The sequence below is a fragment of the Streptomyces sp. NPDC048473 genome (genome assembly GCF_043200155.1).
Classification (GTDB): domain Bacteria; phylum Actinomycetota; class Actinomycetes; order Streptomycetales; family Streptomycetaceae; genus Streptomyces.
Genome location: NZ_JBICXE010000012.1, coordinates 33918 through 54003, shown reverse-complemented (window position 1 = coordinate 54003; position 20086 = coordinate 33918). Strand labels below are relative to the sequence as shown.

The 20086-nt window shown below is 67.6% G+C and carries 10 protein-coding genes; 8 read left to right on the top strand and 2 right to left on the bottom strand.

Annotated features, from left to right (window positions below):
* Window positions 1-8 precede the first annotated feature (8 nt).
* The gene (locus ACGFU7_RS20930) at window positions 9-1316 is read right to left on the bottom strand and encodes a hypothetical protein (protein ID WP_393697498.1); all 1308 of its coding nucleotides are present in this window, start codon (window positions 1314-1316) and stop codon (window positions 9-11) included.
* Window positions 1317-1669: 353 nt separating this feature from the next.
* On the opposite strand from ACGFU7_RS20930, the gene ACGFU7_RS20925 reads away from it, so the two are divergent.
* Complete coding sequence (locus ACGFU7_RS20925; RefSeq protein ID WP_393697497.1) at window positions 1670-5137, top strand: DEAD/DEAH box helicase; 3468 nt, start codon at window positions 1670-1672, stop codon at window positions 5135-5137.
* A gap of 161 nt (window positions 5138-5298) precedes the next feature.
* Window positions 5299-5775: an ATP-binding protein gene (locus tag ACGFU7_RS20920; RefSeq protein WP_393697496.1), complete on the top strand. Its 477-nt coding sequence runs from the start codon at window positions 5299-5301 to the stop codon at window positions 5773-5775.
* Between the two features lie 79 nt (window positions 5776-5854).
* Here the strand turns inward: ACGFU7_RS20920 and ACGFU7_RS20915 are convergent, their stop codons facing one another.
* Window positions 5855-7414 carry a hypothetical protein gene (locus ACGFU7_RS20915; protein ID WP_393697495.1) on the bottom strand — a complete coding sequence of 520 codons (1560 nt, stop codon included), beginning with the start codon at window positions 7412-7414 and terminating at the stop codon, window positions 5855-5857.
* A 295-nt stretch (window positions 7415-7709) separates the two neighbouring features.
* Between ACGFU7_RS20915 and ACGFU7_RS20910 the strand changes: the two genes are divergently transcribed.
* The 6 genes from ACGFU7_RS20910 to ACGFU7_RS20885 all read left to right on the top strand — a co-directional run bounded on the left by ACGFU7_RS20910 (window position 7710) and on the right by ACGFU7_RS20885 (window position 20025).
* The gene (locus tag ACGFU7_RS20910) at window positions 7710-9137 is read left to right on the top strand and encodes a PIN-like domain-containing protein (protein WP_393697494.1); all 1428 of its coding nucleotides are present in this window, start codon (window positions 7710-7712) and stop codon (window positions 9135-9137) included.
* 92 nt (window positions 9138-9229) lie between these two features.
* Window positions 9230-9856 carry a hypothetical protein gene (locus ACGFU7_RS20905; RefSeq protein ID WP_393697493.1) on the top strand — a complete coding sequence of 209 codons (627 nt, stop codon included), beginning with the start codon at window positions 9230-9232 and terminating at the stop codon, window positions 9854-9856.
* Between the two features lie 125 nt (window positions 9857-9981).
* The gene (locus tag ACGFU7_RS20900; protein ID WP_393697492.1) at window positions 9982-13839 is read left to right on the top strand and encodes a PglY protein; all 3858 of its coding nucleotides are present in this window, start codon (window positions 9982-9984) and stop codon (window positions 13837-13839) included.
* Window positions 13839-16574: a BREX-2 system phosphatase PglZ gene (gene pglZ, locus ACGFU7_RS20895; protein WP_393697491.1), complete on the top strand. Its 2736-nt coding sequence runs from the start codon at window positions 13839-13841 to the stop codon at window positions 16572-16574. The genes ACGFU7_RS20900 and pglZ overlap by 1 nt, the downstream gene beginning before the upstream one ends.
* The gene (gene brxD, locus ACGFU7_RS20890; protein ID WP_393697490.1) at window positions 16571-17902 is read left to right on the top strand and encodes a BREX system ATP-binding protein BrxD; all 1332 of its coding nucleotides are present in this window, start codon (window positions 16571-16573) and stop codon (window positions 17900-17902) included. Before pglZ ends, brxD begins: the two co-directional genes overlap by 4 nt.
* Window positions 17899-20025 (top strand): DEAD/DEAH box helicase, encoded by a 2127-nt coding sequence (locus tag ACGFU7_RS20885; protein WP_393697489.1) that lies wholly within the window; start codon window positions 17899-17901, stop codon window positions 20023-20025. The genes brxD and ACGFU7_RS20885 overlap by 4 nt, the downstream gene beginning before the upstream one ends.
* The last annotated feature ends 61 nt before the right edge of the window (window positions 20026-20086 follow it).

Genomic DNA, 20086 nt, shown 5'->3' with positions numbered 1-20086 from the left:
ACATCGCCCTACGCGGGCAGCGCAGGGAACACGACCACTGAGCCATCCTTGTCACGCGCAATTTCAATCGCCACGTCTGTCGCCCGGCTGTCGACCATGGCGCCGTCGCCCAGCTTGTGAATTCGGTGTGTCGCGCGCATCAGGCGATCGACTTCACCGGTCGTGAAGACCGGCCGCAAACTCTGCGGGCGTGCCAGCTCCAACGCCGACAGGCGTTCCAGAACACCGGCGATGCTCGACTGCAGTGTGTCGAGGCGCTGATGGTCGGCCTTGAGTGTGCGGGCGAAGTTCTCGAACAAGTTGGCAGGGTCGCTCTGGGCGTGCTCGACGGCCTGTAGGACGATGACCCGCTGCTTCAGCGCGATGGCCAGGGCAGCGAGTTCGAGGTGGGCGCGGAACGCGCCGCCCTGGTCGTCGAGGCCGGGGAACGACTTGGCCAGCGTGCCGATCTCGACAGCCTCGCCATCGGGCAGCTTGTCGAGTGCGCTCTGCCACCGGGCAAGGCGGCGATCAGCTTTGCCCAGCGCCGTGTTGATGGCGTGCACTGCCGAGTCCAGTCCCAGCGAGGCACCGAGCTTGCCCTGGTCGAGCAGAATGGCAGTGGCTTTGTCGATGGCATCGCGGCAGCCGTCGAGCTCGCTGTGCTCGTCTTCGAGTTTCTGTTCGTGCAGTTGCTCCAGCAGTTCCGTGATGTGCTCGATAGCCTGCTGGCGCTTGTGGTTGGCATGCGCGCTCACCCCTACCGCAACGGCCATGAGCACGAGCGGCGCGGCCACGGTGAGCGCCGCGCTGCCTGTGACCGCGACGCCGGCCGTTGCGCCGGCTCCACCGACTGCGCCTGCTGTTGCCGCTTTACCGACCGGCACGAACGTCGCATTGGCTGCGATGCCCGTCGAGTTCATGAGCGCACTGTGGATGCCACCGGCCGTCGCCTTCGACGCCATCGGGCGAACGATGCCTTGACCGAACTGGGCGGCAACCTTCGCCGGAACCACCATGCGATAGAGGCCTTCGCCGGCAGCGGTCGCCGTGGCCGGCGCAGAGGAACTTCGCGCTGATTGCGTGATGAGCTGCGACAGGTGCTGCGCCAAGGGGCTCACGGCGTCGAGCGGGATACCTCGGCTGCGGTCGATCTGGTCGGGCAGCGGATGCATCTCAAGTGTGGCGATCGGCGCATCGGCCAGACCGGCTAGCACACCGCGCAGTTCAGCCAAGCGCTCAACCGTCATCGGCCCGTCTCCGGCCAATGCGGGCACCTGGACGTCGCCGGTCGCCAGCGTCCACACCGGAACGATCGCCTTGCGGTAGTTAATCAACGTCTCCCCCTTGTTTCCCCACAACAGCCTACGGCCGACGTGGGACAAGAACGGCACGAACTTGTGCCTGTCATCTACGGGCGCCGTATCCCCGTTAACTGACGATCTGACGCCTTCCGGGAGCTTGCAACGGTTCTGATCCAGAGCCCGTTGCCCCGACAACGAGTGGGCTCGAGGAGGCGAAGCATTGCTTGGCCGAGCTGCGTTCCTGACGAGCGTCCGCCTCCCGTCGCCGCCGACGGCACAGCGGACACCGACCCGAGGTCGCATATGCGCCAATGCCCTCTGCGCACAGCGCGCGAAGCTGACTAGGGTGATCGTTCCTGGCGGACCGGAACGAGGGGGCGGACCGTATGGCGGCGAGCAGTGAGCGACGGCGCAGGGCGGACATCGTGCGCTACTGGCGGGCGGTGGAGATGTTCAGCCCGCAGAAGGTGGAGAAGACCTCGCCGCCGAAAGGCATGTATCCCGTGGAATCCGAGCGCCCCTTGCCGTGGGAAGAGGGGCATCCCGTCCGGCGACGGAGCCCGGGCCGGAACATGGTCAGGCAGCACACCGTCTACTGCGGCGTGTACCCGGTCGCGTCCGTCCGCGATGTGCTGCTTGATGTCTTCGGCGGCAGCGAGGAGGACCACGACGGCCGTGTGGATGGTGACAGTGCTCTGTTGGCCTTCGAGGTCACTGATGAGGGGCTGCTGGTCCAGGACTCCATCACCTTCTCCGCGTGCGCCTGGGCGACGAGGCGCAGCCGTAGGCCCGGCCCGGGGGCCCAGGGATGGCTCGACGGCTTCGAGGCGGAGGCGGACGCGTGCGAAGGTGTTGTGCTGGGTGTCGGCGACGGCAAGGTGACGATCGCGGACGCGGTGCCAGGGCGGCGGCAGCGGCCTTTCGCGGGGTTGCTGTGCGAGATCACGGTCGGCGCGGTCGGTGGTGCCCTGAACGCCGCGCTCGGGCCGATACTCGGTGACCTGGCGGTCGGTGCCGTCACTGGCGCCGTCGATGCCGTGGCCAACGGCGGCGCCAGACGTTCTGCCAGGCGCGAGGACGAGGGTTCGCTGGACGAAAGCCCGTTGGACGAGGGCGCAGCCGATGCGGGGGACGACGACGAAGCCCCGCCGCGGCTCGGGGAGAAGCCGCTGACCGTGCGTGACCTGTCGGCCGTCACCCGCTGGGTCGCAGAACAGTTCGGCGTCACCGACGACCTGCGGCCGGAGACGATCCGGGTCCAGTGCAGATCTGTGTCGAGGCGGAAGGCCGGCCGGTCGGGCGGGTCGGACTTCCTGAACAGCTTCATCGCGGCGGACCTAGGCTTGGTCGCGGGCAGCCTCTCCAAGGACGAGCCAGGGCCTGCGCTACGGGACTATCTGACCGCTTCGACCACGCTGCGCGGCCGTACGCGCATCGACCTCAAGCACGAACCCGGAGCGGTACTCGACGGCGTTCAGCCAGTCCATTTCCCGCTCGGGCGATGGCCTGCGAAGACGGAGCACCCGCTGGTGCTGAGCCAGCAGTTCGCAGTCAACCGGATCGTGGAGCAACTCGCCGACACCGACGGGCTGTACGCGGTGAACGGCCCGCCCGGTACGGGCAAGACCACACAGCTGCGGGACCTCATTGCATCCGTCCTGGTCATGAGGGCGGAGCGCCTGGCCGAACTCCGGCGGCCCGATGACGCGTTCACCGGCCAGGCGCACCGCTGGAGCACCGGCACCTACCAGCGGTCGGTCGCGTCGCTCAAACCGGAGCTGGTGGGTTACGAGATGGTGATCGCGTCGGCCAACAACGGCGCTGTCGAGAACGTCTCCAACGAGATCCCGGCGCTCGAATCCGTCGCTGCGGAGTGGCGGGAGGAAGCGTCCTTCTTCCCGGAACAGGGTCGCCTTCTTCTCGACGGCGCACCGTCGTGGGGAACCCTCGCCGCGAAGCTCGGCAACAAGGGGAACCGTTCGGATTTCCGCAACAAGTACTGGTTCGGCCCTCCGCGTGAGGAGCGGGCCGAGCGTGGCGAGGGCATGCGGGACGTCCTGAAGGCGGCTGCTTCGCGCGGCTTCGACCTGATGCGGTGGCGGGAATCCGTGGCCCGCTTCAGGGGTGCACGGCAGACGGTGCAGGCCCTGCAGGACGAGCGTCAGCGAGCCTATAGGGCGCTCCTGGACTTCAACGGTTCGGACGCGGCCGTCACTACCGCCCAGGAGGCGGTTGTCAGCGCCCAGCAGGACCTCGACGCACTTCGGCAACCGGCTGCGGAGGCCCGTGCGGCTCGCGGCAGGGCACAGAGGGACCTCGCCGGCCCTGCGGGCCGGAGGGCGGAGCACCGTCGGCACCGTCCCGGCCTGACCGCGGGCATCTTCACCCTCGGCGCGGCGCAGCGCGACTGGCAGACGGAGGACCAACTGCTGGCCGTAGCGGAGCAGACAGCTCGGGCCGCGTACGAGGAACACACCCAGGCGGCCGCCGCGTTCGACCGGGCCGAAGCTGCCCGCAGAGGTGTCCTGGACGAAGCCAGGCGGGTGCTCCAAGCGGCGGAAGGACGCCACGCACAACTCCGGGCCACCTTGGGGGCAGCCCTCGAGCGCTGGGACACTTTCATTCCGGGCCAAGAAGAGCGCGGCGAGCGGACAGAGGAGGATGCCAGGGAGCTCTCCTCGCCCTGGTCCGATCCGGAGTTCACCCGGGCCCGCACCCGTCTCTTTCTCGCCGCGATGGATCTGCACCGTGCGTTCATCGAAGGCGCGGCCGACCGGATGCGCAAGAATCTCGACGCCGCGATGGACGTCCTCTGCGGCGACGCTCCCAAGACCCTGAAGCCGGAGGTGGTGCTGGCGGCCTGGCAGAGCCTCTTCCTCGCTCTGCCGGTCGTCTCCACCACCTTCGCCTCACTGGACCGGATGTTCACGGGGCTGGGGCCCCGGTCGCTCGGCTGGATGCTGATCGACGAGGCCGGCCAGGCGACCGCCCAGATGCCGGTGGGTGCTCTGTGGCGGGCACGCAGGGGTGTCATCGTGGGCGATCCGCTGCAGCTGGAGCCGGTGGTCACGCTGCCGCACACGGGTCAGCAGGCGCTTCGCCGCACCTTCGGTGTGGCTGAGGAGTGGGAACCGTCCCGCACCTCGGCGCAGCGCGTCGCGGACCGGCTGAACAGCTACGGCACCTGGCTGCCCGCGCCCCAGGGCTCGGAGGACGACCGGGTGTGGGTGGGGTCGCCCCTGCGCGTGCACCGGCGCTGCGACGACCCGATGTTCACGATCAGCAACGAGATCGCCTACGACGGGCTCATGGTGCACGGGGTGCACCGGGACGACGACTACGCGGTGGCGCGGCGCGGCGTGTGGTGGCCGGTGAGCGGCGGGCGCGCACCGCAGGGCAAGTGGTCGCCGGACGAGGGGGATTGCGCGAACGTCATTGTGCACCGGCTGGTCGACCAGGGCCTTGACCCGGAGCGTGAACTCTTCGTCATCAGCCCGTTCCGGGATGTCGTGGCCGGACTCCGTCGCAGCCTGTGCCAGGTTGTCCCCCGCGACAGGGTGGGAACCGTGCACACGACCCAGGGGAAGGAAGCCGACGTAGTGCTGCTGGTCCTCGGCGCGGGCGGGGACAAGGCAGGCCCGCGAGCCTGGGCGGCCTCCGCACCGAACCTGCTGAACGTCGCAGTGAGTCGGGCTCGTCGGCGGCTGTTCGTCGTGGGTGACCACGACGCATGGCGTGGACATCAGCACTTCGACGTACTCGCACGTCAGCTGCCGTGCATCTCGGAGGCCGAGCAGGCGGCCATGCGGGAACTCGCCCCGACGGTGCTCGCCGAAGGGTGCCGCTGCCGATAGGCAAGGGCGCAGTCCACCCGGGGCGGTGGCAGAAGCGGGCCCTCCAAGCCGAGCCCGTCACGCTCCGTTACGTGTACAGCGCGCACATGCACGCGTACAGCCCGTTCTCGTCCGCGCGTCCGCCCTGGTCAACGGCATGCGTGGGCGAGATTGTCGTCGACATGAGCCGAGCGACTACCCCAGAGGTGCCGGTCCAGCAACCGGCTTCACCCGTACGCGAATTCGCCATGCAGTTCACCTCCACTCCACGCGGCGCCCGGCTCGCTCGGCGCCTCGTCTCGCACCGGCTCGACGAGTGGGGCCACCCCTACGACTCCACCCCTAACGAGACCTTGACCCTGATCGCCGCCGAGCTGGCCGCGAACGCCATCCGTCACGGCCACGTGTCCGGACGCGACTTCCACGTGAGGCTCATCGAATGCACATCCGAGGCAACGACGGTTCTCCGCATCGAGGTTGCTGACACCTGCACCGAGCGGATTCCTTCCCCCGAGGCGCCCACTCCGCCGACTGCCGACGATGAGTCAGGTCGTGGTCTGTTTCTCGTCTCGCAGCTCGCAGACCGCTGGTGCGTGGCACCTCGCGTCGGAGCCCCGGGCAAGAGCGTATGGGCGGAACTCGAACTCAATCACCGGTAGTCCATCGGACTCTTCGACCCGACGAAGCCGGGGGGAGGGGCACCCAGCTGTTCCCCACCACTGGCCCCTCGGCGCCGCCTCAGCCGCAGGAGCTCGCCCCAGCGTCCGTAACGATCACGTCCTCAAGCCGGACGGACAGTGACTGGTCGCGCCGGGGGTCCCACAGCCATACGCGGTCCCCGGACGTGCCGAAGGTGAGCAGAGAGCGCGTAGCGGCAAGCGGACCGTTGAAGACAGGGATCTCCTTGGACACGGGCTTGACACAAACGAGTCGGCCCTGGACTCCGTAGTACGTCGCCGGGGTCTCGCCGGATGCTGCAGCCACGCGTGCTCGGTTCGCGGCCGCTTCCGCTCCGACGAGTCCGGCGGTCAGGGAGATCCCGATGACGAAGAGGCTCATGAGCGGAACGCCGATCCGGACCATGCCTCGCGCGTGGACCCACTGGTGGTAGTGGCGCAGCCAGCCGGCGATTGCCAGCACCACTACCGCGAGCCCGAGCGCGATTCCGATGGGCTTGAGCGAGGCCGCGTAGGACCAGTACACCGAGACCTGGATGGCGTCGGAAGGGACGCCGAACCCGGCCTTGAGATACATCGTGTGCAGCAGGCCGCCGAACCAGGGCAGGCTCAGGGCGAGCGCGGGGACGAGTGCCGGTACGGCCCAGTTGGCGTTGCGGCTGAACCAGGAGTGAACCAGGGCGTACCCGAGTCCGTAGAGGATCAGGGCACAGAGAGCCACCCCGAGCACTGCGTACGCCGTCACGCGCGCCACTTGCGCCGGGGGACCGGGCATGGTGAGGGCCAGCAACAGGCCGGCCACGGTCATCGGGGCGACGGCCACAGTGCCCCAGACCATGGTGACGGCAAGAGGCCGCTCCTCCCTGCGGTTGGTGATCTCATGGCCCACGGGCCACACCAGAGCGCACGCCATGAGCAGCGGCACCAGCACGAACAGGCCATGCGTGGCCGCAGTGGCGAATCCGCAGGCGACCGCCAGGCCCAGGCCCGCCAACAGGGGGCCTGCCAGGCGCCATGCCGACACCGGACTCGGCGGTGGAGCGTCGGGGTCCCGGCCTTCCATGCCCATAGGGATGCGTAGTTGGAGGCCCTGTGGGTCGTACGGGCGCCCGGTGAGCGTTCCGCGCTCCAGACGCTGTTCGAGCGCTTCGACGGAAGGGCGACCGGTCTGCTTGAGAATACGGACGGTGGAGATCACACCGAGCGACGTGCGCAGGGCTGCGACCCAGGCTCGAGGGCTTGGGGAACCCGAGCGGGCGGACGTCTCCGGGAGCCGGCGGTGGGCGTGGAAGATGGACCGGTAGTCGTGGGCCAGGTCGTGCTCGATGAGGAACGCATCCACCACCCACATGCCCGCCTGGTGGCGGCGAGCGAGGTTCTCGATCTCGGAGACCGCAGCCTGCACTGCGCCGAAACGCGCACCGTGCAGCCGGACTTCGACCAGCAATCCCACACGGCCGGGGCCGAGCGCCGAGGCGTCCGCGGTGTCGTCGCGAGGAAGCCATGGCCGGACCGACCACCCACGCCCCTCCAGGAGCTGTGCCGTGAGATTCGTCTCGTCCGGGCTGTCGACGACCGCGACCAGGACCTCGATCCGGCGGTTGAAGGGCTCGTTGGGCAAGGCCGCCGTGTCCGCACGGTCGACAGAACCTCCGGGGTCACCGGGACCGGCGGCCCCGGACCCGGTTCGCGGACCCGGTACCGTCCTTCCGGCCGAGCGTTGGGTGGCCGTCCGTAGCGTTCGTAACATGCCGCTCTCTCCGTTCCGAAGCTGCTCCCGCACTCCGTCAGCGCTCCTGCACCGGTCGTGCTTAGTTGGCCGAGATAGCTCTCTCGTATCACGGCCAAGCCTGGAACCATGCGCTTCATCGCCCCGGGGAGCACGAAGGGGCCAACGAGGGGAAGCACAGAGCACCATGGCGTTCAAGGACGATCCGGCGGAGAGCGGGACCGGGACCGATGCCGGAAGAGGGCTCGGACGAGGGATCTTCGACTGCGACGGAGCCCATCAGAGCCCTCGAAAGAACGACTACGAGCGGGTCTTCCAGAGCGGGATGGTCGTCCTCGACACCAACGTGCTGCTCAACCTCTACCGCTCCAACGCCCGTACCCGGCAGGACACCCTGGCGGTGCTCACGAAGCTACGGGACCGGCTCTGGGTGCCGCACCAGGTGCTCACCGAGTTTTGGCGCAACCGCGAGCAGAAGTCCGTCCGCCACCACCACAGCACCAAGGCCAAGGAAACATCGGCGGCCTTGGAGCGGGTTCGGCGGTCCGCAAGTGACGCCGTCGATCGGTGGGTCAAGGACGTACGCCTCAAGCACGACGAAGTTGTCACCCAGCGGATCAACGAGAGTCTGTCCGCACTCACCGATACCGTGGAGGAACTGCAGGGGATCATCGACGGTCAGGCCGAGCGCGACGCGCTGGAGGGCACGGCCGAGACCCACAGCGACCCCGTGCTCGTGGAGCTGGAGCCTCTCCTGTCGGGCCGCATCGGCGAGCCCCTGCCGACGGACGAGTACGACAAGGCCGTCCAAACGGCTCAGAAGCGGGCCGACGAGGAAATCCCGCCCGGGTACGAGGACTTCAAGACCAAGCCTGCCGAGCGGGCCGCCGGAGACTACCTGCTGTGGTTGCAGTTGCTGCAGGAGGCTCAGCGACGTACCTGCGATGTGCTGCTGGTGACGGGTGACGTCAAGAAGGACTGGTGGCAGCAGCGAGATGGTGACATCCCGGCGCGACCCAGGGCCGAGCTGGTGGTGGAGCTGAGGGAGCAGGCAGGCGTGCGCCTCTACATGCTGACTCCGGCGGAGCTGCTCACCTGGGCCGAGCAACTGCTCGAAGGGCTGCACGTCGACAAGGACTCGGTGGACGACCTGGAGCAGCTGCGCGGAGCGGACCGGGACGACGACGAGCTGGAGGAAGGCTGGAGCCAGCAGTCGCTGGACGCGTTCATCGAGCAGCTTGTCGTGCGCTATCCGGCGCATGCCAAGGTGATCGTCGCCGCTGCTGCGAACGGAGGGTTCGTGGACCGGGACACGGTGTACGACCTCGCGGGCTACCCGCCGGATCGGCAGCTCAAGGGGTTCACCCGGCCGGTCAGCACCGTTGCACGTGAACTGGAGGACCTGGGGGTGCTGAGCGGCGAGGAGCCGTTCCTGCTGCACACCATCTACGGATCGCTGACGGAACCCTCCTGGGCCAGCGGATTCCGTATCCCGGACGAGACGATCCCGCTGCTTCGTGAGTCCTTCGAGGGCGGTCAGCTCTGGCCGGCTTTCTCCAAGGGCGGTGCTGAGTCCGCTGAGGAAGACAAGGCATCGGAGCGCGACGAGTCGTAGGCGATCGGCGTCCTCCGGCTGATTCGCGCCCTTGTCCCTGTCTTCCGCCCATGTCACACAGGTGGGGGCGATACAGGAGACAGGGGGCGATCATGGACGATGGCGCGGGGTGGAACGGCAAGGGGGCGAGTCCCTCGGCGTGGGCACAGAAGCGCTTCGGCACACAGGCGAGCGGTCTCGTTGCGGGCGTACCGAAGCGACTGACGCGGGCACATCAGCGGGCGAGGGCCGTCCATGCCGAGGCGAATCTCAAAAAGCGCGGACCGTACGGACACGTCCTGGCCGAAGCGGTACGCGAGGAGCTGGCCGAGGAAGCCGTTGCCCTCGGCGGCACGGTCCGTGAGCTGCGCGGCTACGCCTACGCGGTGATCAACGGCCACGCCCTGTTTCCGTTCCGGTACGCCGACCGTGCGGTCCCACTCGATCGTGCGCGGTTGCGGGCCGATGTATCGCCCCAGCGCAGGCGCATGCTGACCGCCCACGGGCCCGAGGCGCCGGAGGGCCTCTTCCCGCTCGACGACATTCTCACCACGGACGAGTACGAGGAACTCCACGAGGCTTTCGAAGAGCTCGGGCGCACCACGAAGCTCGTCTCCGTGTTCTTCACCTCCGCGTGGGAGGACGGTATTCACGCCATCCACTGGGGAGATGCGCACCTCGACGGAGACCGGACGTTCACGTGGTCGCACGTCGAGCCGCTGACCCCGGAGAGGAGGTGACGCGAAGAGCCTTTCGCTGATGTTTCCATCTCTTGGCTGGTATGCCGTGTGAGCTGGCAAGATAGGGGCGAGATGCGCGCAGCGCGGAATATGTGAACCGCCGAGTGAGGGAACGAGAGTCACCGATGCCCACGAATGAGCTCTTCCTGCGGGATGTCATCGACATCAAGGAAGACGTCCATGCCGGCGATTTCAAGGTGGAGCTCACCGGTGGCTTCACCGAGACCGATGCCCGGGTCGCCGAATATGTGGTCACCGACCAGCTCAAGGCTGCCTTCGGCAAGGCCCTCGGTATCGTGCGCGCCGCCGCTCGCGGTGGCAACTCACATGCCGCCTACCTCCACGGTTCATTCGGTTCAGGTAAGAGCCACTTCCTGACCGTGTTGCACGCGGTGCTGAACAACGTGCCGGCTGCCCGTGCCAAGCCGAGGCTCCAGGAAGTCATTGCCGAACACGACGACTGGCTGAAGGGCAAGCGGTTCCTGATGGTGCCGTACCACCTCGTCGGCTCGACCGACCTGGACTCGGCACTGCTCGGTGGGTACGTCGCTGAGGTGCGGCGGCTCCACCCTGATGCGCCCGTCCCGCCCGTCTACCGAGCGGATTCCATGCTCGCCGACGCGGAGAGGTTTCGCGCGGCGATCGGTGATGCGGCCTTTGCAGAGTTGCTGCCTGTGACCGGTGGCACGTCCGAAGTGGTCGAGGACGATCTGGATGTGATCGACGGGGCCACCACGCAGTGGACACCGGCCGAACTGCACCGGGCCTTCTCCGCGCTCGCCGGTGATCCGCTGCGGGATCGGCTGGTCTCCGCACTGCTGACCGGGCCGATGTCTTCGTACGCCGAGGGCGCCCGAGGCGATGCACACGCGTTCCTGCCGCTGGAGAACGGTCTCGCCGTGATCAGCCGGCACGCCAAATCACTCGGCTATGACGGCATCATTCTCTTCCTCGATGAGCTGATCCTCTGGCTGCAGGCACACATGTCGAACCGCGAGAAGGTGAACTCCGAGGTCAGCAAGTTGGTCAAGCTGATCGAGTCGGGGGACAGCGCGCGGCCGGTACCGATCGTTTCGCTCATCTCCCGACAGCGCGATCTCTCCCAGCTCGTCGGCGCCGATGTAGTGGGCGCGGACGTGAAGAATCTGGAGCAGCAGGTCGAGTACCTTGCCGGGCGCTTCGACGTGATCAGTCTTGAGGACCGCAATCTGCCGGAGATCATCAAGGAGCGCATTCTCAAGCCCAAGGACCAGCTCGCCCGGGCTGCTCTCGATGATGCCTTCGCGACCATCGAGTCGAGTAATTCGCAGGTCAAGGATGTTCTGCTCGACGCTCATGGTGCGACACATGCTGATTGGGCAGACTTTCGGGCGGTATATCCCCTTTCGCCCGCATTACTCAATGTTCTTGTGGCGCTCTCCGGCGCCCTGCAGCGCGAACGCACTGGTCTCAAACTGTTGCAGGAGATGCTTCGGAGGCGGCGCGCGGACATCAAGCTGGGCGAACTGATCCCGCTCGGTGATCTGTGGGACGTGCTCTCGGACGGTACCGGGGAAGCCTTCACCGACCGCCTCAAGAGCGAGGCCGAGGCCGCGCACACCTTCCACGCCAAGGTCCGGGCGCACCTCCTGGAGAAGTACGGCTCCGAGCAGAGCGAAAAGTTCATCGCCGACGACCGGTTCGTCAAGACTCTGCTTCTTGCCGCGCTCGCCCCCGATGTCCCGGCGCTCAAGAGGCTCACCGGCGGGCGGATCGCCGCGTTGAACCACGGCTCGATCCGCTCCCGTACCGTCGCTCCCGGGTCGCTCGTGGTGACCCGACTGCGTGAGCTGCAGGCCGAGTTCGGCGAAATTCGCGCCGATGGCGACCAGGACCCCGTCTTCACGCTTCACCTGTCCGACCTGGACATCGAGCCGCTGCTCGACATGGTCGCCGACGAGGACAGGACCGGAGCCCGGCGGATCTGGGTCAAGGACCAGTTGTGGAAGGCGCTCGGACTCAAGGACTCCGGAGCCTTCGTGTGTGAGCACGACATCGTGTGGCAGGGAACGAAGCGCACCGCCGAGTTCGTCTTCGAAAACGTCCGTGACACCGCGCAGTTGTCCGCCGACCAGTTCTGCCCAGGCGTGGACGGGCGGGTCCGGTTCATTCTGGACTATCCCTTCGATGACGGTCAGCACTACCCGAATGACGATGCACAGCGCGTCGAGGCGCTCCGGTCCGAAGGGCTCATGGCTCCGACGCTGGTCTGGCTGCCCTCGTTCTTCTCCGAGCAGAAGAGTGCCCAGCTCGGGCGGTTGATCAAGATCAACTATTTGTTGGAGCGGGACCGGCTCGACGACTATGCAGGGCACCTCCACTCCGACGACCGGGTACGCGTGCGCCACCAGCTCGCAGCCCAGCGCGACACCCTCACCTCACAGCTCGCCGCGACGCTCGCTCAGCTGTACGGCATCGCGAAGGTGGACGAGAACAGCGTCTCCGCGGAGGTGAGCGAGGGAAAGCACATCCTGTCGCTGCTGCCCGAGTACGCGAGGCCGCAGCTGCAGGGCGGCAAGTCGTTCCAGGACAATCTGCAGCACCTCGCCGATGGTGTCTTTCGCGCTCTCTACCCCAAGCACCCGGACTTCAGCAGGACCGGAGACCGCAAGGCTGTCAGTCTCGGAGAGCTGAAGACCGCTCTGACCTGGATCACCCGTGCCATGGACGACGGCGGCCGCCGTATCGAGGTCGACAGCCACCATCTCAAGATCGTCAAGAGAATCGTTGAACCGCTGGAACTCGGCCAGGTTCATGATGGCCCGCTGGTTCTGCGCAACGACTGGCGTGCGCGTATCAACCAGGCCGCCCACCAGTACCGCCCCGGAGCCGAGGACCTGACGGCCGAGGAGGTCCGCACCTGGATCGCTGAGGATCTCGGCTGGACCGGCCTCGACAAGAACACCAGCAGCCTGATCATCGCGACCTACGCACTGCTCGACGACCGTGCCTGGACCTACCACGGCAGCCCGCTGCCCCAGCCGCCCGAGCTGGAGCGCATCGGCGCCGGCTACGGGCTGCGAGCACAGCAGTTGCCGACCGACGAGGAATACGCGACCGCGAGGGTACGGGCGGCAAAGCTCTTCGGCGTGCCCGTCCAGCCGACACTATTCGCCCGGAATGTGAACAAGCTCTTCACCGGCGTCAGTGAGAAGGTCGCGGAGTTCGAGCAGTCGGTCAACGCCTTGCGCACCTCGCTGAGCAGGCACGCGGAGGCGCTCGGTATGGACCGGGAGACCAGTGAACGGCTGTCCTCCGGGAAGGACGCGGCGGACCTCCTGGCCCGTCTCGGGCGCCACCGGGACGCGACCGCGCTCGTACGGGAGCTGGCAGGTGCCTCCCACGACACCGGTGACACTGTCCTCGCTACCGCAATCACCTCGGCAGGCGATGTCCTCCAGGCGCTCGACGACGCGGACTGGGCGTTGCTGGACGGTGTGCGGGGGTTTGCGGGGCGGCAGGACAGTGTGGGGGAACGGGCCGAACGGCTGATCGCGGAGATTGCCGAGACCGCTGCGACCAGCGAATTCGAGCGTTCGCTGATCCCCGTACTCGGGTCCATCCGGGCCAAGGCCGTGGTCCTGGTCCAGGACGCGGCCCGGCTGACACAGGTGGAGACGCCCGTCACACCGCAGCCGGTGGCGGTTCCCGAACCGCCCGCCGCCGACGACGTATCCCTCACCCAGCACGGCAGGCCGTCCGTCCCTTCCAGCGACCCCGCCACGTCAACGGCCCCCGGTCAGCCGAGCACGGGCCTCTCCCGTACGGTCAGGCTTCAGCCCAGCCACGTCGAGAACTCGCTGAACAAGGCCATCGACAATCTCTGGGACGAGATCCTGGCCTACTCGGCCGCGCACCCCGGCATGGCTGTGGAGATCACGTGGCAAGTGGTCCCTGCCGAGGACGGCACCACCAGTTCCACCGAAGACGAGACGCAGTCCTGATGGCTCTGCGGCCGCTCATCGACCGGCGGATCGTCGAAGCCCTTCTGGAGACCGAGCTACGCCGTGCCGCGGAGTGCAGACTTCTGCTCGTCAACGCGCGGTACGACAGCACGGCTCCGACGGAGTTCACTGCCCGCATCGACGGTAGGCAACGGCCGGTGAGGGTCACCGACCAGGACTCCGTTCTCGGGATCGTCGCCGCGTGGCAGGAGCTCCTGGACGGCTCGGAAGCCGATCGGCTGCTCGTCGTCACCAGCGATGTTTCGGCAACTGTTCTGGGCTGGGATGTACGCGCACACGCGGTGGGACGTCGCAGCCTCAGCGTCGACCGGGCCGAGATCGTCAAGCAGTTGTTCGGTGCTACCGACCTCGATCCCCGGATGATCAGGGAGACGTGGCTGCTCACGGCGCTGCTGGAAGCCGAACCGGTGGACGGCTGGCCGCGCAGCGGCTCGGTTCTCACCCGGGACGCCGCAGTACGGGCGCTGATCGGCGAGCGGCTGGGCCTCGGACGTGGTTCCACGGGCCACCGCCTCGAACTGGACACGAATGCCCTGCTCGCCTGGTCCCGGACGACAGCCGGTCCTGCCCGGTTCCAGGAGCTGCCGGGGGCGGAACGCAGCGGCCTGACCGCTTGGCTTACCGACACCGTCGGAGCAGCCGCACCCACCCTGCTCTCCCTGGTCGCCGATGGCCGGGGGCAGGATGCGATGGCGCTCGGCGTGCTGGGGTCTGTACTGAGCGCACCAGAGGCCCCTGCCGGGACAAGCTTCGCGCTCGGGGGCCTTTTCGGCTCCACCCTGCGCTCGGTGGAGGACCTGCCGAAGTTCACCGCCTCGGTGATCGGTACCCTCGCGCGCTGGATCGCCGAGGCCGAGGTCAGTACTCCTGCAGGCGCCGAGGCGCGCCAGCGCGTGTACGCCGTGCTCGACCGGGCCGACGAACTCGCCTCCGAAGCAGGGCTGGGGCAGGCGCTGCGCGTCGACCCGCTATTGCCGTCGGGCTTCAGGGCGCGGCTGCGGGATCTGGCCGCCGCTCTCCCGGATTCCTCCAAGACGGCCGAGGCTGCTCTGGACCAGGTACTGGCACACCAGCTGGCACGCCTGCACCCGGCGAGCTGCGAGGCGGCGCGGATGGCAGTGAGGGTGGTGCGGTGGCTCGATGGGCCGACCCCGACCGCCGAGTCCGTCGGCCAGGCCGTCGGTGAACAGTTCGCCCAGTGGGGGTGGACCGACCGGGCGCTGCGTGTCCTGGCGGCCGGGGACCCCATGGGTGATCCGGTCGTGGGGCAGGCGTACCACCTGCTCATCGGCAATGCACGAGCACGGCGCAGTGCTCTCGACGAGCAGTTCGCCGCACGTCTTGCCGGCTGGACACGCACCGCGTCGTCCCAGGCGCCGGGGGGAGCCCTCCTGATCGAGGACGTACTCAAGACGCTGGCGGTGCCGCTGGCATCCGGAACGAGCCCGCTGGTACTCGTGCTGGACGGTATGAGCGCCGCGATAGCGGCCCAACTGGGCGACGAGATCGACCGCCGGGTATGGACCGAGATCGTTCCTGCGCCGCAGGCTGCCGTTCCTCCGCGACGCCATGCCGCCGTTTCCATGCTGCCCTCCGTCACCACCATCAGCCGCGCATCCCTGCTCTCGGGGGAACCGACCAACGGCAAACAGGCCGCGGAGATCAGTGGGTTCGAGGCGTTCTGGAAGCGGCATCGGCGCGTCGGCAGGCTCTTCCACAAGGGGCAGATCGGCGGCGCCGAGGGACATCGACTCGCCCCCGAACTGCTGGATGCGCTCGCCGGGGACGCCATCGTTGCCGTCGTTCTCAACACCATCGACGATGCCCTCGACCACGGGCAGGAAGGCGAGCGAACCAGCTGGCGGCTGAGGGACATCAGCCACCTGCTGGATCTGCTCAACGCGGCACGCGGATATGGCCGTCCCGTCATGCTCGTATCCGACCACGGGCATGTGCTCGATCGTTCGCTGCAAGGGCAGAGGCCCCTGAAAGCGCCCGGGGCACAGAGCGCCCGCTGGCGTACCGGCGAGGCGGGCGAAGGCGAAGTCGAGCTCAGCGGCCCGCGGGTGAGGGAAGGCGGCGGCACCATTGTCGCGCCGTGGCGCGAGGACATCCGATACACGCCACGCAAAGCCGGCTACCACGGCGGTGCCGCGCTTGCCGAGGTAACCGTGCCCGTGATCATGCTCGTACCGTCGCAGGAACTGCTGCCGTCCGGCTGGGTGGTGCTGCCGAACGAGCAGACCGTGCCCGCCTGGTGGCGGGCCGGCAACGACGCTGCAACAGCACCTGCGGAGACCGAGCAGTCGACGGCACGTAAGCCTCGGCGCCGCGCGGAAACCCAGGCCGGCGAGGCGCTGTTCGCCGCTGACGAGGTGACAACGGCGACGCTGACGCTAGGCGGAAAGGTCGTCGGCTCGCAGCGCTACAAGACGCAGCGCAAATTCGTACGCCGCCCGCCGGACGGCAAGGCTGTCGTCGCCGTCATCGATGCGCTGGCCGACGCCGGTGGCAAGCTCACCCCGGACGCCGTGGCTGCAGCGGCAGCCGAGGCCACCGGTCGGTCGCAGCGGAACGCGGAAGTCTTCGTCACCGTCGTGCAGCGGCTCCTGAACATCGAGGGATACGGCGTGATCAACCTGGTGGACGCGGGGCGGACCGTGGAACTCAACATCCTGCTCCTCCAGGAGCAGTTCGGAACGGAGCAGCCGTGACCGGTGCAACTGAGGTCAGCGCGGCACGCCGCCGCGAAGTGGTCGACGCCCTGCGCCGCGGAACCGTTCCTCAGTCCGGGCTCGATCTCTTCGCAGTCGGCCTCGACCATTTCAGCGGGGCGCTGAACGACGACATCGCGACCGTCGCACGGGGTGGATCCGCTTTTCACGCCATCCGTGGTGAGTACGGCTCCGGCAAGACCTTCTTCGCCAGGTGGCTGGCCGAGCGGGCCAAGCGTGCAGGCCTTGCCACCACCGAAGTGCAGATCTCCGAGACGGAGACACCGCTGCACCGGCTGGAAACCGTCTACCGCCGACTCACCGAGCGACTCACCACCGCCACCCACCAGCCCAGTGCCCTACGGGCCGTGATCGACTCGTGGTTCTACACCCTCGAGGAGGAAATCCTCGACGCGGGTGAAGTGGAGGACGACGACGAGAAGGCCCTCGGGACTGCCGTCGACGCACTCATGGAGCAGCGCCTCGCCGAGGTCGCACGCACCACTCCCGCGTTCGCCGCAGCCCTTCGCGGTTACCGCGAAGCGAGGGCTGCCGGGGACGCCGCTACGGCCGAGGCGCTCATCGCGTGGCTGGGCGGTCAGAAGTCGGTCGCATCCTCCGCGCGGCGTGCAGCCGGTGTGCGCGGCGATCTCGACCACTTTGGCGCACTGGGCTTTCTCCAAGGGCTCCTGACCGTGCTGCGGGACTGCGGCCACCCGGGGCTGCTGGTGGTGCTCGACGAGATCGAGACCCTCCAGCGCGTACGCGGAGACGTGCGCGAGAAGGGCCTCAACGCCTTGCGACAACTGCTCGACGAAATCGACACAGGCCGCTTTCCTGGCCTCTTCCTGGTGATTACGGGGACGCCCGCCTTCTACGACGGACAGCAGGGCGTGCAACGGCTCCCCCCGCTTGCCCAGAGACTCGCCACCGACTTCACGACCGACCCGCGATTCGACTCACCGCGCGCCGTGCAACTGCGGCTGGCCGGATTCGATCTGCCCCGGCTCGGGGAACTGGGGCGGAACGTACGCGACTTGTACGTGGGAGCGGCCCGGAACCCCGAGCGGATCGCGGCGCGGGTCGATGACGCGTACATCGGTGAACTGGCCGCCGCGGTGACGGGCGGCCTCGGCGGGAGGGTCGGCGTGGCACCGCGGCTCTTCCTGCGCAAAATCGTCGCCGATGTGCTCGACCGGGTCGACGAGTTCGACGAGTTCGATCCTCGGCAGCACTATGCGCTCACCGTGTCCAGCGCCGAGCTGAACGAAGTGGAGCGCAACGCGGCGGCGTCGAGTGCGGGCGACATCGAACTGGAACTGCCGTGAGCCCCCTCGATGATCTGGATCCGGTCCTGGTGCACCACATCGTCAACTCCCTCGGGTGGCGCGGGCTGCGCCCCCTGCAGGAGGAGTCGATCGGGCCTGTCATGGCCGGGGAGGACACCATTCTGCTGGCTCCCACAGCGGGGGGAAAGACCGAGGCGGCCAGTTTTCCTTTGCTGTCGAGAATGACGGCGGAACGCTGGTCGGGGACGTCGGTGTTGTACGTGTGTCCCCTCAAGGCCCTGCTCAACAATTTGCTACCACGGCTCGAGACGTATACCGGCTGGCTCGGGCGTACTGCGGCTCTCTGGCACGGGGACGTGACCGCCGGGCGGCGGAAGAGGATCCTGACCGACCGGCCGGACGTGCTGCTCACCACACCGGAATCTCTCGAGGCGATGCTGGTCAGCGCCAACGTCGACCACAGAGCATTCTTCTCGGGTCTGCAGACGATCGTCGTGGACGAAGTCCATGCGTTCGCCGGTGACGACCGCGGGTGGCACCTACTGGCAGTGCTGGAGAGGCTTCAGAAGACAGTGGGCCGACCCGTGCAACGCATCGGGCTCTCCGCGACAGTGGGCAATCCCACCGAGCTGCTCCACTGGCTCCAGGGGTCGGCTGCGGGCCGCCGCTCGGCTCGTGTGGTCGCACCGCATCTCGACGAGCCGCGGCAGCAGGGTGCGCATTCGGTGCCGGGCGACATCGAACTTGATTACGTCGGTTCGGTCGAGAACGCGGCGACTGTGATCGCGGCACTCCATCGGGGTGAGAAGCGCCTCGTGTTCTGCGAATCGCGCCGCCTGGTCGAAGAGCTGGGCGAAAAGCTCCGCCTGAGAGGCGTGACCACGTTTCTTTCGCACGCCTCTCTGTCGGTTGACGAGCGACGCCGTGCGGAGCAGGCATTTGCCGAGGCGCGCGACTGCGTCATCGTTTCGACCAGCACGCTGGAACTCGGCATCGACGTGGGCGACCTGGACCGAGTGATTCAGCTCGATGCCCCCATGACGGTGGCATCCTTCCTGCAGCGTCTCGGACGCACCGGACGCCGGGCGGGGACCAGGCGCAACTGTCTCTTTCTTGCACTCACCGAGGACGGACTTCTCGCCGCAGCGGCTCTGTTGCTCCAGTGGAAACAGGGTTGGGTCGAGCCTGTCGTCGCACCCCCGGAGCCCCGCCACATCGTGGCTCAACAGCTCCTTGCTCTGTGTCTCCAGGAACACCAAGTGGGCGACAAGCTGTGGCAGGAGTGGTGGAACGGCTTCGGTCCCTTTGGGCAGCCGGCCGAGCCGATCGTGCGCCATCTCGTGGAAGAGGGATACCTGGACCAGGACGGCGGCATGCTCTTCATCGGCCCTGAGGCCGAACGACGTTTCGGTCACCGGCACTTCATGAATCTTACCGCCGTGTTTACCGCGCCGCCCCAGTTCACCGTGCTGCAGGGGCGCAGTGAGATCGGCAGAACCGATCCCGATCTGCTCACCGAGGAGATCGAAGGGCCGCGCAAGCTGCTCCTCGCCGGTCGGAGCTGGCTCGTGACGTACATCGACTGGCATCGCAAACGCTGCTTCGTCGAGCCGACCGAGAGCGGAGGGAAAGCCAAGTGGAGCGGTCTCGGCTTCGAACGTGCCACTGCTTTCGAACTTATGCGAGCCATGCGTGAGGTCCTGCTGGGGGCCGACCCGGACGTAGCTCTTTCGAAGCGGGCGGTCACGGCGCTCGCTGAGGCGCGGGACCACTTCATGGATGTTGTGCACCCGGGCGGCACACTCATCACTCGCACTTCCGGCGGGCAGGTCCGCTGGTGGACCTGGGCCGGTCACCGAGCCAACGCCACGCTCGCGGCGACGCTCGGCACCGTTGCTGCACCCGCCCAGCGGGTGAACGACTGCTGGATTCGGCTACGGGAGGATGTGGACCGGCAGTACTGGAAGCAGGCTGTAGCCGATGTGTCGGACCAGCTTTGCTTGCCCGACGTCGACCAGCGGGCCGTAAAGGGGCTGAAATTCGGTGAGGCGCTTCCGCCTCGCCTCGCGCAGGCGACTCTGGCGACGAGGTTTGCCGACCTTGAGGGTGCACGGGCCGTCCTGGAAGAGCCGGTCAGATTTGTCACCCTGCCACCTTCCTGACGCCTTTCTGACTTCGAGTTCATCGCGATATGGCACTGCCCCCGGTGCCGTCGGCACCGGG